General features: G+C 70.5%; 15 protein-coding genes. 6 read left to right on the top strand and 9 right to left on the bottom strand.

Going from position 1 to position 13754, the window contains the following annotated elements:
* Positions 1 to 4: 4 nt before the first annotated feature.
* Positions 5 to 1588, bottom strand: a complete 1584-nt coding sequence (locus AMYAL_RS0107955; RefSeq protein WP_020630781.1) for a DAK2 domain-containing protein — start codon at positions 1586 to 1588, stop codon at positions 5 to 7.
* A gap of 133 nt (positions 1589 to 1721) precedes the next feature.
* On the opposite strand from AMYAL_RS0107955, the gene rpmB reads away from it, so the two are divergent.
* Positions 1722 to 1913 (top strand): 50S ribosomal protein L28, encoded by a 192-nt coding sequence (rpmB, locus tag AMYAL_RS0107960; RefSeq protein ID WP_007031450.1) that lies wholly within the window; start codon positions 1722 to 1724, stop codon positions 1911 to 1913.
* Positions 1914 to 2458: 545 nt separating this feature from the next.
* On the opposite strand, the gene AMYAL_RS0107965 is transcribed toward rpmB, so the two are convergent.
* From AMYAL_RS0107965 to AMYAL_RS0107975, 3 genes are read right to left on the bottom strand one after another with little or no spacing between them, the layout of a single operon-like run.
* Positions 2459 to 3136, bottom strand: coding sequence for a uracil-DNA glycosylase (locus AMYAL_RS0107965; protein WP_020630783.1), 678 nt, complete (start codon positions 3134 to 3136; stop codon positions 2459 to 2461).
* Positions 3137 to 3156: 20 nt separating this feature from the next.
* The gene (locus tag AMYAL_RS0107970; RefSeq protein ID WP_020630784.1) at positions 3157 to 3693 is read right to left on the bottom strand and encodes a gamma carbonic anhydrase family protein; all 537 of its coding nucleotides are present in this window, start codon (positions 3691 to 3693) and stop codon (positions 3157 to 3159) included.
* 8 nt (positions 3694 to 3701) lie between these two features.
* Positions 3702 to 4172, bottom strand: coding sequence for a GNAT family N-acetyltransferase (locus tag AMYAL_RS0107975; RefSeq protein ID WP_020630785.1), 471 nt, complete (start codon positions 4170 to 4172; stop codon positions 3702 to 3704).
* 108 nt (positions 4173 to 4280) lie between these two features.
* On the opposite strand from AMYAL_RS0107975, the gene AMYAL_RS0107980 reads away from it, so the two are divergent.
* A complete protein-coding gene (locus tag AMYAL_RS0107980) occupies positions 4281 to 5012 on the top strand; it encodes a GNAT family N-acetyltransferase (RefSeq protein WP_026466845.1) in 732 nt (243 codons plus the stop codon).
* On the opposite strand, the gene AMYAL_RS0107985 is transcribed toward AMYAL_RS0107980, so the two are convergent.
* Complete coding sequence (locus AMYAL_RS0107985) at positions 5009 to 5965, bottom strand: thiamine-phosphate kinase (protein WP_020630787.1); 957 nt, start codon at positions 5963 to 5965, stop codon at positions 5009 to 5011. The genes AMYAL_RS0107980 and AMYAL_RS0107985 overlap by 4 nt on opposite strands.
* A 133-nt stretch (positions 5966 to 6098) precedes the next feature.
* On the opposite strand from AMYAL_RS0107985, the gene AMYAL_RS0107990 reads away from it, so the two are divergent.
* Positions 6099 to 6332, top strand: coding sequence for an Lrp/AsnC ligand binding domain-containing protein (locus AMYAL_RS0107990; protein WP_020630788.1), 234 nt, complete (start codon positions 6099 to 6101; stop codon positions 6330 to 6332).
* Between the two features lie 19 nt (positions 6333 to 6351).
* Positions 6352 to 6894: a DUF3515 domain-containing protein gene (locus AMYAL_RS0107995; protein WP_020630789.1), complete on the top strand. Its 543-nt coding sequence runs from the start codon at positions 6352 to 6354 to the stop codon at positions 6892 to 6894.
* 48 nt (positions 6895 to 6942) lie between these two features.
* On the opposite strand, the gene AMYAL_RS0108000 is transcribed toward AMYAL_RS0107995, so the two are convergent.
* Positions 6943 to 7914, bottom strand: coding sequence for a zinc-binding dehydrogenase (locus AMYAL_RS0108000; RefSeq protein WP_020630790.1), 972 nt, complete (start codon positions 7912 to 7914; stop codon positions 6943 to 6945).
* 33 nt (positions 7915 to 7947) lie between these two features.
* Positions 7948 to 9306, bottom strand: coding sequence for a MocR-like pyridoxine biosynthesis transcription factor PdxR (pdxR, locus tag AMYAL_RS0108005; protein ID WP_020630791.1), 1359 nt, complete (start codon positions 9304 to 9306; stop codon positions 7948 to 7950).
* Positions 9307 to 9396: 90 nt separating this feature from the next.
* On the opposite strand from pdxR, the gene AMYAL_RS0108010 reads away from it, so the two are divergent.
* Complete coding sequence (locus AMYAL_RS0108010) at positions 9397 to 10068, top strand: pyridoxamine 5'-phosphate oxidase family protein (RefSeq protein ID WP_020630792.1); 672 nt, start codon at positions 9397 to 9399, stop codon at positions 10066 to 10068.
* A 54-nt stretch (positions 10069 to 10122) separates the two neighbouring features.
* On the opposite strand, the gene AMYAL_RS0108015 is transcribed toward AMYAL_RS0108010, so the two are convergent.
* Together AMYAL_RS0108015 and AMYAL_RS0108020 are read right to left on the bottom strand one after the other, a co-directional pair.
* Positions 10123 to 11556 (bottom strand): sensor histidine kinase, encoded by a 1434-nt coding sequence (locus AMYAL_RS0108015; protein ID WP_020630793.1) that lies wholly within the window; start codon positions 11554 to 11556, stop codon positions 10123 to 10125.
* On the bottom strand, positions 11553 to 12251 hold the full coding sequence (locus AMYAL_RS0108020) for a response regulator transcription factor (RefSeq protein ID WP_020630794.1): 699 nt from the start codon (positions 12249 to 12251) through the stop codon (positions 11553 to 11555). The genes AMYAL_RS0108015 and AMYAL_RS0108020 overlap by 4 nt, the downstream gene beginning before the upstream one ends.
* 137 nt (positions 12252 to 12388) lie before the next feature.
* On the opposite strand from AMYAL_RS0108020, the gene AMYAL_RS0108025 reads away from it, so the two are divergent.
* Entirely contained in the window at positions 12389 to 13744 is a 1356-nt protein-coding gene (locus AMYAL_RS0108025) for a ferredoxin reductase family protein (protein ID WP_020630795.1), read from the top strand.
* Positions 13745 to 13754: the final 10 nt, after the last annotated feature.

Consider the following 13754-nt stretch of genomic DNA (forward strand, 5'->3'; position numbering starts at 1 on the left):
GCGGTCACTCCACCCCCATCAGCAGCACGGCGTCGGATTGGCCGCCCGCGTAACTCGTCAACTCGACCTCAGGATGTTCCAGGCGGAGCCGGTCGGCCAGCTCGCCGGGGAGCCGGACCGGGACGTCGACGCCGGTCAGCACCGTGACCAGCTCACCGCCGAGGGCCAGCATCCGGTTCAGCACGCCGACCGCCGCCGCGACCAGGCTCGCCTCCGAGGCGGGCGCGGGCTCGATCAGCACGACCTCGCCGTCGACCAGGCCGACGACGTCACCGGCCTGCGCCCGGCCCACCCAGGTTAGCGACTCCTCCTGCGCGATCCGCAGTTCGCCACGCCTGGTGGCGGCGGCCGCTTCGGCCATCGCGACCACGTCGTCGTTGGTGCGGCGGTCCTTGTCGTGGACGGCCAGCGCGGCGAGCACCTGGACGGGTGACACGCACGGGATGACGACGACGTCGCGGTCCGCGGCCATCGCGTGCCCGGCCGCCGCGTCGGCCGCCGCGGTCAGCTGATGGCCGCCAGGGAGAACGGTGACATGGTGACCGGCGGCCTCGTTGATCAGGCCGAGCATCTCCTCGACGGTCGGCGAGACACCCGGCGGCACGGACAGCACCGCGACCCCTTCCGCCCGCAGCAGCTCGGCCAGCGGCCCGCCGTGGACCACGGCGACCACGGAACGGTCGATCCCGCCGCCGACCTCGACCGGGGTGGGCGTGATCAGCGGCTCGACCCGGACCTTGCGGGGGCGGCCGAGCTCGATCCCGGCCTCCAGCGCCGCGCCGATGTCCGCGCAGTGCACGTGGACGGCGTGCGCGCCGGCGCCGTCACCGGCCACCGTGACGCTGTCGCCGAGGCCGCTGAGGGTCTTGCGAAGCGCGGGGAGACTGTCTTCGTCGACGCCGTCGAGCAGGTACATGACCTCCCAGGCCGTCGGCGCGTCGACCGTGTGGTGGTGATGCGCTTCGAGCGGATGCTCCGGTTCGGTGACGCCGCCGGAGATCACGCCGGACAGGGCGTCGAGGACCGCGACCAGGCCGCGGGCGCCCGCATCGACCACCCCGGCCACAGCGAGGACGGGCAGCTGCTTCGGGGTCTCTTCGAGCGCTTCGGCGGCGACACTCGCGGCCGCGGCCGCCACCTCTTCGAGCGACCCTGTCGCGTCGCGGACCGTCGCGGCGACGGTGTGGAGGACGGTCAGGATGGTCCCGGCGACGGGACGGCTCACCGCCCCCGTGGCGGCCCTGTCCGCGCAGCCGAGCGCGTCCGCGAGCCCCGGCCCGTCGAGCTCCCTGGCGGCGGCCGACTCGGCGATCCCGCGCACGACCTGCGACATGATCACCCCGGAGTTGCCCTTGGCCGCCGCGACCGCGCCCTTGGCGAACACCGCCAGCGCCTCGGCGGTCGTCCCCGGCTCGGCCTCCGCCAGCGCGTCGCGGGCCGCGGTCATGGTGAACAGCAGGTTGGAGCCGGTGTCGGAGTCGGCGACCGGGTAGACGTTGATGCCGTCGATCGCCGGCCGCAGCACCGACAGACTGTGCACACAGGCCGCCGACCAAGCCGACACCGCCGCCACGTCCAGCACCCGCACGCCGTAACCTCCTAGCTGTTCCAGCGAGGGTATCGACCCGGTGCCGGAGGGCTCTGAGCCACTGGTTACTATGGTCGAGTTGCCCAGCATGCTGGGCGCATCATTCTTTGTCCCAGATCCAGAGGAGTTCGACGTGGCTGCCGTGTGCGACGTCTGTGGCAAGGGACCGGGCTTTGGCAAGTCGGTCTCGCACTCCCACCGGCGTACCAACCGCCGGTGGAACCCGAACATCCAGACCGTTCACGCCAAGATCGGTCTGTCCCAGCGCAAGCGCCTGAACGCCTGCACCTCGTGCATCAAGGCGGGCAAGGTCGTTCGCGGCTGAGCCGGATTTTTGGGGAATGGCGGGCGCTCTCCGGAGCACCCGCCATTTTTTTATGGGCACGTACCGCGTGGAGGTGGCGTGGGTCGGGTGGTCGTGAGTGGCGATTCGTGTTCTAACCCGACCCGTATCTGCCTACCCGCTGGTGTGCCTGGCGGTCGAGTGTGGAGGTTTTGGGACGTTGAACGTCCGGAAGCTGCCCCCGTCGCGTATCTGCCACCGGTCGTGACCGGTGCGACCTTGATCAACGGAGGATTGGGGACGGTGACTGTCCCGGATCTTCCGTCGATCAAGATTCAAGACCTGGCGACCCGCTCGACGGCCGCGGAACCGCCACCTTCGCCCAGGTCGTGAGTGGCAAGTGTCGTTCTAACCCCACTTGCCACTCACGACCACCCCGGCCGAAGGCTCAGCCGGACTGTCCGTGAAGGCCTCCTTCCCTACCTTGAGAGTAGGGAAGGAGGCCTTCACGGACTTTCGCCTCGCCCCAGGAGCCACACCGGCCACTGCTGTCACGCGGGGTCCTCCGCCAAGTACTTCAAGCGGTCTTAAGGCAGCTTCCAGTCCACGGGGCCGGCGCCCTGGTCGGCCAGCAGCTGGTTCGCCCGGCTGAACGGTCGCGAGCCGAAGAAGCCGGCGTGCGCCGAAAGCGGGCTCGGGTGCGCCGACTCGATGCACGGCACCTTCCCCAGCATCGGCTTCAGGTTCCGCGCGTTGCGGCCCCACAGGATCGCCACCATCGGCTCGTCCCGCGCGGCGAGGGCCTTGATGGCCTGCTCGGTGACGTCTTCCCAGCCCTTGCCCTGGTGCGAGTTCGATTTGCCCGGCTGAACCGTCAGCGCCCTGTTGAGCAGCAGCACGCCCTGATCGGCCCACGGCGTCAGGTCGCCGTTCGACGGCAACGGGTGCCCGAGGTCCTCGCAGTACTCCTTGTAGATGTTGATCAGGCTCTTCGGGATCGGCCGGACGTCCGGCGCCACCGAGAAACTCAGCCCGACCGCGTGCCCCGGCGTCGGGTACGGGTCCTGGCCGACGATCAGCACCCGGACGTCGTGGAACGGCTGCTGGAAGGCTCGCAGCACATGTTCCCCCGCCGGGAGATAAGTCCGGTTCGCGGCGATCTCCGCGCGGAGGAATTCCCCCATCGCGGCGACCTGCGGCGCTACCGGTTCGAGGGCTTGCGCCCAGCCTGCTTCGACGATGTCCTGCAGCGGTCGTGCGGTCACGGCGTGCGAGCTTACTCACGTCACCCGATGCGCCGGATTTCGACCCGACGGAGTTCTCTGCGGAAAAGGGCCGCACGCTCTACATAACCGTCGACCACCAGCTTGATCATGTCCGGTCCGAAAGACGTGTTCGGCCGGGTCTTCGCCGGGACGCCGAGCGCGATCTCCCCACTGTCCACATAGGACCCATAGGAGAGAACCGCGCCCGCGCCGACCATCCCGCCGTCCTCGACGACGGTTCCGTTCAGCACCACCGATCCCGACGCGATCAGGCAGCCCTCGCCGATCCGCGCGCCCTCGATGTGCACGGAATGCCCGACGGCGGAGGAGTTCCCGATCACCGTCGGCTCCTTGCGGGTGCAGTGCAGGACGCAGCCGTCCTGGACGTTGGACCGCTCGCCGATCTCGATGTGGCCGTGGTCGCCGCGCAGCACGGTCTGCGGCCACACCGACGCGAACGCCGCGATGCGGACGTCGCCGATCACCGTCGCGTCGGGGTGGACGTAGGCGTCCGGGTGGATCGAGGGTTCGAGGTCGCCCAGTGCGTAGATCGGCATGCGTTCTCCTAGACCAGCGGCTTGCCGAAGCAGATGCTCTCCGGTTCGTCCTTGTAGTACCCGAATCCCGGCATTTCCCGGTAACCGGCCGACACGTACAGCGCGATGGCTTCCGGCTGTCGGTGGCCGGTTTCCAGCACCATGCGCAGCCGTCCGGCCTCGGCGGCCGTCCGCTCCAGGTCGGCGAGGATCGCCCGGCCGACCCCTCGCCCGCGCGCCGAGGTCATCACGAACATGCGCTTGATCTCGGCGTCGCCGGGCAGCAGGGGGTCCGGGCCGTCGTGTGCCCGCCACGCTCCCGAGCCCACGGGGACGTCGTCGAGGTAGGCGGCGAGGAAAAGCCCCTTCGGCGACGCGAACTGCGACCCGTCCATCGGTGTCTCGTCTTCGCTGCCGTACCGGGCGGCCAGCTCGATCTGGGCCTCGGCCAGCAGCTTCACCGCGTCGGGGTGGTCGAAGGGCAGCACACGGATGTCCATGGCGCGAGATTAGCGAGCGGCCGGGTCACGGGAAAGGAGTATTGGCCCATGCGGAAGCCGCGTGATCGGCACTGTCGCCTGCTCCGTTCCCCTGCTTGGATTCCGATCATGTCGATCGAAGCGCCCCTGCGCCAGGCCCGCAATTCCGCCGCGTTCTGGGCCGCGACCGGCCGGTCCCGCGGTCACGAGGTGCTCCGCCGTCGCGGCTTTCTCGCCGTCGCCGGTGACGAGCGCGCGGGACTTCGCGTCCTGATCCAGGAGCCCGGCCTCACCGGCGAGGAGGTGGCGGAGATCACCGAGCTGGCCGCGCGGGCGAAGGGCCCGGTGGACGCCGAGGATCCCTTCAGCGTCACCGATCTGAGCCATCTCGGGGATATGCGGAGCTGGCAGATGCCGGTCATGCTGCGCCCGCCGACCCCGGTCGCCGAACCCTCGATGGAGGTGGCTCGGGTGCACGGGGAGGCGGACCTGTGGGCGGCCGAACGGGCGGTGATCGCGGGCTTCGAACTCGCCCGGTTCGAGCCCTACGCCGAGGGTGAGATGTTCCCCATGGCCCTGCTCGGACAGCCAGGGATCGAGGTGTTCGTCGCGCGGCTCGACGGCGAGGTCGCCGGGGCGTGCGTCACGGCCGTCGAGGACGGCTTCGGCAGCCACTACTGGGTCGGCACGCCGCCTGCCTTCCGCTCCCGTGGCGTGGGCCGGGCCGTGATGCTCGGCAGTCTCGCTCCCTTGGCCGGGCTGCCGGTCACCCTCACCGCCTCGAAAGCGGGCAGGCCGCTGTACGAATCCCTCGGTTTCACCGTCGTGGGCCAAGCGACCTGGTGGGCTTCACGCTCCTAGCGCCAGTGCTCCCAGCCGCCGTTGTGCCCGTACCGCTTCCCGTCCACCGTCACACCCGAATCCGGCATGGTCACGACGCCGATCTCGCTCCAGCCCTCCGGCAGGTCGGCGAACGCGGGGAAGGTGGCCGCGAAAGCATGGTCCTCGCCGCCGGTGAGGACCCATTTCAGCGGGTCGGCGCCGAGCGCGGTGCCGACCTCGGTGAGCCTGCTCGACACGTCGAGATCCGCGGTCCGCACGTCGATCCCGACACCGGAGGCGGTGGCGATGTGGCCGAGGTCGGACAGGAGCCCGTCGGACACGTCGATCATCGACGTCGCGCCGCCGTCGGCCGCGCGGATGCCCGCCTCGTAGTCCGGTTCGGGACAGCGCTGCGCGTTGACCACGCTGACCGGTGAGCGGAACCCGCGCCCGAGCACGGCGAGCCCGGCGGCCGCCCAGCCGAGCCGTCCGCAGACCGCGACGACGTCGCCGGGCCGGGCGCCGGACCGGGTGACCGGTTCCCGTCCGCCGAGGTCACCGAGCGCGGTGACGCTGATCACGATCTGGTCGGCGCGGACCATGTCGCCGCCGACGATCCCGATCCCCGCGCGGTCGGCTTCGGTCCACATGCCCTGGGTGAGTTCCGTGACGAGCGACGTCTCGGTGTCCGGCGGGCAGGCGAATCCCATGAGGACGGACGTCGGGCGGGCGCCCATGGCGGCGATGTCGGTGAGGTTCACCGCGACCGCCTTGCGGCCCACCTGCTCGGCACTGGACCAGTCGAGCCGGAAATGGACGCCCTGCACGAGGACGTCGGTGCTGACCACCGTCCGGCCGTCCGGGGTGGCCACGACGGCCGCGTCGTCCCCTGGTCCGAGCAGCGTCGTCTCCGGCTGTTTCCGGCCGGCCGTCACCGCTTCGATCAACCGGAATTCACCGGTCCCGGCGACCGTGCCGTCGTTCGGTGACACCCGTCACCTCCACTTTCCCTTGTCCGGACAAATGTCGATCACCGATAGTCGGAAGCCCTAGGTTTTTCCGGGGGCTGGCGATACGTTGCTACAACGTTCCTACCTTGAGCCGACTTTTACGAAGGGGCGCGCCGTGGTCCACGCATACATCCTCATCCAGACCGAGGTCGGCAAAGCCGCGGCGGTCGCCGCGGAGATCTCCACCATCTCCGGTGTCACCAGTTCGGAGGATGTCACCGGTCCTTACGACGTCATCGTCAAGGCCGCGGCCGAAACCGTCGATCAGCTCGGTCAGCTGGTGGTCGCGAAGGTGCAGAACGTGGAGGGCATCACTCGTACGCTGACCTGCCCGGTCGTGCATCTGTAAGAGGTGGTGTAGTGGTCGGGTGGCTGACACGGACACCGGCGCTCCCCCGAAACCACTGCTGATCGCGGCCGCCTGCCTGGCGGTGCTGCTCGTCGCGGGCGTGGCCGTCTTCGGGCTGACCCGCGGCGCGGACCCCGTGGCCCCGGCCGCCGACGGCCCGCTCCCGCTCGTCCCGGTCCCGGCGCCGGAGTCAGGTTCACCCGACTGTGCGAAGCTCGTCGGCGCGCTCCCGCACGAGCTCACGTCGTCCGGGAACACGCTGGTCCGGCGGAAGCTGGCCGATCCCGCCCCCGAGGCGACGATCGGCTGGGGCACCGGCGACCCGGTGGTCTTGCGCTGCGGGCTCGGCAAACCGCCGGAGCTCACCCGGACCTCGCAGCTGCGGACGATCAACACCGTCCAGTGGCTGCAGGTCGAGGGCGAGGGCAGCGCGACGTGGTTCGTGGTCGACCGGTCCGTCTACACGGCACTCACCGTGCCGGACACCGCGGGGACTGGGCCGCTCCAGACCGTTTCGGACGTCATCGCCGCCAACCTCCCCGCGGTGCCGCTGCGTTTCTGACCGCCTGCGTTTCTGACCGCCTGAGTTTCTGACCGCCTGCGTTTCTGATCAGGGAACGACCAGCAGGGTCTTGCCGGTGTATCGCCGCGCCTCGATGTCCGAATGCGCGGCGGACGCCTCCGCCAGCGGGTACGTCCGGCCGATGACAGGCGTCAGTTTCCCTTCGGCCGACAGCCGCAGCACTTCGCGTACCCGGCGCGGATTGTCGGGCCAGAAACCGACCAGCTGCGCCATGTCCACAAGGGACAGCCGGGCCCGGTCCGCGTCGCCGATGACGGTCTCGGCGCCGCTGGACATGCCATAGCCGGAGAACCGGCCGCCGTTCTCGAGCAGCGCCAGCGAAGCCTTGCCCAGTTCGCCGCCGACACCGTCAAACACGACGTCGAGCCGCTTGCCCCCGGTGCGGGCGAGGGTCTCGCCCGTCCAGTCCGCCACCGAGTAGTCGACCGGCTCGGCGCCCAGTTTCCGGGCGATCGCCGCCTTCTCCGCGCCGCGGACCGCCGCGAAGACCGTCGCCCCCGCCGCACGGGCGAGCTGCACCAGCAGGCTGCCGAGACCGCCGACGCCGGGCGCCACCAGAATCCGTTCCCCCGCCGCGACCGGGGTCTTCTCCAGCAGCGCCAACGCGGTACTGCCGTCGTTGAGCAGGGCCAAGGCGTGCTGGGGATCGAGGCCGGCCGGAACCGGGAAGGTCTCGCCGGGCACCGCGACGACGGTGTCCGCGTATCCCCCGCCGTAGCCGCCCACCGCAGTGGAGACGACCACCTTGCCCAGCCAGCTCTCGTCGACTCCCGCACCCACCGCCTCGACGGTGCCCGCCACCGCGCCACCGGGCACGTACGGCGGCTCGACCCCGAACACGTCGGGACCGTCACCCCGCCGGATGAGGGTGTCGAGCCAGCCGACCCCGGCCGCCGTCACCGCGATGCGGAGCTCGCCCTCCGCGGGCTCGGGGGTGGGCAGTTCGACCTGTTCGAGAACACTGGGATCGCCGAATCGGGGCACTGTGATCGCACGCATGATCGCAAGTTACGACCTCCAGTTTGCTGGAGGTCAACCCAGCACGGAAACAAGGGGTTTGAGCGAGGCTTGGAGCGCTTCGCGCGAACAACCCGCGTAGCCGATGAGGTTCCCGAACACCGTCGGCGTCCCGGCGAAGTGCCGGGCCAGTCCGTCGAGCCGGATCCCGGCGCGTTCCGCCGCCGCCATCCGCGCCGTCTCCTCGGCCGCCGATCCGCAAGGGACGACCAGATGCGCGCCCGCGTCGTCGCCGAGCACCGGGATCCCCGCCGACGTCAACGCGGCCGAGACCAGTGACCGGCGCTCCGAAAGTTCCCGCCGGAGCTTCCGCAGATGCCGCCCCAGATCGCCGTGCCGCGCCAGTTCGGCGAGCACCCGCTGCCCCGCGGGCGACGGGCGCGTCCCGGTCGCTTCGCGGTACTCCAGCACCGCGGCCGCGACCGGTGACGGCGCGACCATCCAGCCCGCGCCCAGCGCCGGGGTGAGGATCTTGCTCGTGGTCCCGAGATGCGCGACGACGTCGGGTGCCAGCGCGGCCAGCAGCGGCAGCGGCGCGACGTCGAACCGCAGCTCGCCGTCGTAGTCGTCCTCGATCACCAGCATGCCCTCGGCACGGGCGAGTTCGACGAGTTCGACCCGGCGGGACGCGCTCATCCGGCTGCCGAGCGGGTACTGATGGGCGGGCGAGCAGTAGACCGCGCGGACATCGGCGGGGACGGCGTCCGGGCGCAGGCCCTCTTCGTCGACCGGGACGGGCACGACCACCATCCCCGCCCGCCCGAACGCCTGCACCGCGCGCTGGTAGCCCGGCTCCTCGATCGCGACCCGGTCACCGCGCGAGAGCATCGCGCCCGCGAGCTCGATCACCGCCGCCGTCGTCCCGCCGGTGGCCAGCACCGTCCCGGCGGCGAGCCCGCGGTGCCGCAGCAGATGCTCGGACACCGCGTCCCGGTACGCGGGCAGACCGGCCCTGTCCTCGCGATAGGTCGGGCGCGGATCGGCGGCGGCCCGCCACGCGCGGCGCCAGGCCGCCCTTTCGACGCCGTCGGCCCACGGGACGCCAGGGGTGAGGTCGACCAGCGTCTGCGGTGCGGCGGCGACGCCCGGCGCGGGGCCTTTCGCAGGCCTGTCCGCGGGCGGTGTCGTGGTGACGTAGGTGCCGGAGCCGTGGCGGCCCGCGATCCAGCCCTCCGCGTGAAGCTGCTCGTACGCCGCCGACGTCACCGTGCGGCTGACGCCGAGCCGGTTCGCGAGTGCCCTGGTCGAGGGCAGCCTGTCGCCGCCGCGCAGGTGCCCGTCGCCGGCGGCCGCGCGCAGCGCGTCGGCCAGCTGGACCGCGAGCGGGACGGGCGAATCGCGGTCGAGACTGACCGGCAGAGCGGTGTCGGACATGCGGTACTCCGCTTCTCCGGGAAGTGGCCTTCTCAAGTATAGGAGAATTGGACGTTATTACAGGCCACTCTCGTGGGTGAGACTGCTCGCATGCCCACACCGCTGTCCCCCACCGACAGGACCACTCTCAATCGTAAGAAGAACCGCGCGCTCACCGACCGCTCGGCCCTGTACGCGGTGCTCGACGAAGGCCTGATCTGCCATCTCGGCGTCGTGCGCGACGGCGTCCCGCTGGTCGTCCCGACCGGCTACGGCCGCGACGGGAACACGCTCTACCTGCACGGATCCACCGGGGCGCGGAGTATCCGCGACTCCGACGGCGTCGAGGTGTGCGTCACGGTGACCCTGCTCGACGGCGTCGTCTACGCGCGCTCGATCAACAACCACTCGATGAACTATCGTAGCGCGATGATCCTGGGCAAGGCGGCCGCGGTCACCGACGCCGACCGGAAGATGCACGGCCTGCGGGTGCTGACCGATCACCTCGCGCCCGGCTCGTGGGAGCACGCGCGGGACGTCAACGCGAAGGAGTTCGCGTCGGTTTCGGTGCTGGCACTGGACCTCACCGAGGCTTCGGTGAAGATGCGCGGCGAGGGTCCCGACGATCCCGAGGACGAGGTCGCGGCCGATCTCTCGTGGGCGGGGGTGCTGCCGGTGCGGACGGTGTTCGGGGAGCCGGAGCCGTCGGCGGACCTGGTGAGCACCTGGGAGGTCCCCGTGCACGTTCGTGACCGGGAGCTGAAGGGGACTTTCCCCACGTAAGACGCGGCGAAGGACGCTTTCCCTGCATGAGACGCGGGGAAAGCGTCCTTCAGCTCAGCGCGTTCGCGGCAGCCGCACGGTGAACGTCGTCGCTCCCGGCACGCTCTCGACCTCGATCGTCCCGCCGTGCGCGGAGACCAGCGAGAGCACCACCGAGAGCCCGAGCCCGGTCCCGCCGTTGCCCCGCGTGCGGGCGGTGTCGACGCGGAAGAACCGGTCGAAGATCCGCTCCCGCGCTTCCGGCGGGATCCCCGGTCCGGCGTCGCTCACCCGCAGGACGACCTCGGAATCCGAGGCCGCGCCCGACAAGGTGACCGGGGTGCCGGGCGGCGTGTGCACGGCGGCGTTGGCGAGCAGGTTGTCCAGCACTTGCCTCAGCCGTACCGGATCCGCTTGCAGGACAACACCTTCCGGGAGCTGGCCGAGGCTCAGCGGATGCTCCGGCCGTCCGGCGGCGAAGGCCTCCCCCGCGTCGGTGATCAGCTCGGCGAGGTCGACGCCGACCAGCCGCAGCGGCGCCTCGGTCTCCGGCGCGTCGAGGCGCGCGAGGAGCAGGAGGTCGTCGACGAGCACGCTCATCCGCTGTGTCTCTTCACGGATTTTCGACAGGTGCGCCTCGCGTTCCGCGGGTTCGTTCGCCGCGGCGTAGCGGAAAAGCTCGGCGTAACCCCGGATCGACGTCAGCGGGGTGCGCAGTTCGTGTGACGCGTCGGCGATGAACCGGCGCAGCCGTTCGTTCGCCTCCCTGCGCGCGACCAGCGAGGAATCGAGGTGCGCCAGCATCAGGTTGAACGCCGTCCGCAGTTCCTCGACCTCGGCGCCGCCGCCGTTCGCCCGCGCGCGCACCGGGAGATCGGCGTTCGTGGTCAGATCGTGCGACGCGATGTCGTGCGCCGTCCCGGCCATGTCGCTCAGCGGCCGCAGCCCGCGCCGCAGCACCAGCCGTCCCGCGATCACCAGCACCGCCAGCGCCAGCAGGAACGCGACGACCTCGACCATGATCAGCTGGCTGACCGTCCGGTCCAGATCCGCCTGCGGCGCGGCGCTGACCAGCACGATGTTCCGGGTCGGCTCGATCGGGCAGGCCCGGACCCGGTACGTGCCCTTGTCCTCGATGTAGACGGTGCGCAGCACCTCGGTCCGCGTCGCGTCCTCGGCGACCTTTTCGAGCGCTTTCGAGTCCGGGGGCAGGAGACCGCCGTCCTGCGGCAGCGCGTTGCCGTCCTTCACCGCGAAAACGGCGGAGAACCAGCCGTAGGCCTGCTGCGGTTTCCCGCCGTGCGTGGTGCGCAGCGACGGCACCTGGCTGATCTGGGTCTTGGCGAGCTGCTCGTCGAGCCGGTCGTTCAGATAGCCCTTCATGATGCCGACCATCACCGTGCCGACGACGGCGAACACGACCAGCGCCAGCACGCCGAGCCCGAGCGCCAGCCGGGTCCCGAGCCTCGACCGGCGCCAGGCGTGATACCACCGGTACAGCGTTTTCATCTCGCCGCCCGCCGGACGACGTAGCCCACCCCGCGCACGGTGTGGATCAGCGGTTCGTGGCCCGCGTCGAGTTTGCGGCGCAGATGCGAGATAACGAGTTCGACCACATTGGACCGGCCGCCGAAGTCGTACTCCCAGACGTGGTCGAGGATCTGCGCCTTGGTCATCACCGAAGGCGAACGGCGCATGAGGTAGCGCAGCAGCTCGTACTCGGTCGGCGTCAGCTCGGCGGGTGCGCCGTCACGGGCGACCACGCGGGTGTCCTCGTTGAGGATCAGGTCGCCGACCCGCAGCACCGCCTCCGTCTTCGCCTGAGGGGCGCTGCGCCGCAGGACCGCCCGCAGCCGCGCCATCAGTTCCTCGACGGAGAACGGCTTGACGAGGTAGTCGTCGCCGCCTCGGGTGAGCCCGGCGACACGGTCCGCTGTCGCGTCCTTCGCGGTGAGGAAGACGACGGGCACCGCCGTCCCGGCCTCGCGAAGCTTGTCCAGCACGGTGAACCCGTCGATGCCGGGCAGCATCAGGTCGAGCACGACGATGTCGGGCGCGAATTCGGCGGCCTTGACGAGCGCGGCCTCGCCCGAACCGGCGGTGACGGCCTGCCAGCCCTCGTAGCGGGCCACGGTGGCCACCAGATCGGCGATATGCGGCTCGTCGTCCACCACGAGCAGGCGAACGGGGTTCTCGGTGTGCACAAGGCCCATCCTCCGTGAACGCGCGCGCGAGAGCGAGGCGGGAGCGCGGACGACAGGAAGACGACAGCTTCCGCCAAGAAAGGTCACAGGTTGACCCAGCAGTCTCGGTACTTGAACCGGACGGGAAGGAACCACGTGTGACCACCATGACGCAGACCGCCGTGAAACCGCGCCCGGCGATCCGTCCCAGGATCGCCGCACGCGCCGGGCTCTTCACCTTCATCGTGGCCAACGTGGCCGCCGTGACCATGCTCTTCTTCGCCGCCGGGCCGTCGGACAACGTCCTCATCAGCGTCGGCAGGCTCGCCGGGCTGTACGGGGCGCTGGCGATGGCGTTCCAGCTGCTGCTCGTCGCCCGGCTGCCGTGGCTCGACCGCCGTCTCGGCATGGACCGGCTCACCGTCTGGCACCGCTGGACCGGGTTCGGCCTCCTGTGGACGCTGCTCACCCATTTCGTCTTCATCGTGTTCGGCTACGCGCAGGTCGAGGACAACGGCGTGGCGGACGAGTTCGTCACGATGGTGACCAAACTGGAGGGGATCCTGCGCGCGGTCGTCGCGCTCGGGCTGATCCTGCTCGTCGGCGCCGTTTCCGCGCGCTTCGCCCGCCGACGTCTCGCGTACGAGACCTGGCACTTCATCCACCTCTACACCTACGCGGCGGTCGTGCTGGCGTTCAGCCATCAGATCGCGCTGGGCGGATCGTTCGCGTCGTCGCCGGGCGCGCAGGGTTACTGGTGGGCGATGTGGGGTGTCGCGCTCGGCTCGGTCTTCGCCGGCCGCGTGGTGCTGCCGCTGGCGCGGAACCTGCGGCACCGGCTGAAGGTCGTCGCCGTGGTCCCCGAATCCCATGACGTCGTCTCGGTGTACATGACCGGAAGACACCTCGACAAGATGCCCGTGAGGGCTGGCCAGTTCTTCCTCTGGCGCTTCATGACCAGGGATCGCTGGTGGCAGGCCAATCCGTTCTCGCTGTCGGCCGCGCCGGACGGCCGCACCCTGCGGCTGACCGCGAAGGCCGCCGGTGACGGCAGCGCGTCGCTGCGTTCGCTGAAGGTCGGCACGAGGGTGTTCGCCGAGGGCCCGTACGGCGCTTTCACCACGATGCACCAACGGAAGCCGGACGCGCTGCTGATCGCGGGCGGCGTCGGGATCACGCCGATCCGTGCGCTGCTGGAGGAGATCTCCGGCCACGTCGTGGTGCTTTACCGCGTCCGCACCCAGCACGACGCCGTCCTGCTGCCGGAACTGCGAGGGCTGGCGCAGGCGCGCGGCGCCGTCGTCCACGTCCTCAGTGGACCGTCCGATCAGGCCGGTCCGCACGGCCCGGTGCTCGGCGCGCACAGCCTGCGGCAGATGGTGCCGGACATCGAGGATCGCGACGTCTTCGTCTGCGGCCCGCCGGGGATGACCTCGGCGACGCTGCGCAGCCTGCGGGAACTGCGGGTGCCGAACCAGCAGGTCCACGCCGAACGCTTCAGCCTCGCGGCCTGAGTCAGGGAGT

The organism is Amycolatopsis alba DSM 44262 (assembly GCF_000384215.1).
Classification (GTDB): Bacteria; Actinomycetota; Actinomycetes; order Mycobacteriales; family Pseudonocardiaceae; genus Amycolatopsis; species Amycolatopsis alba.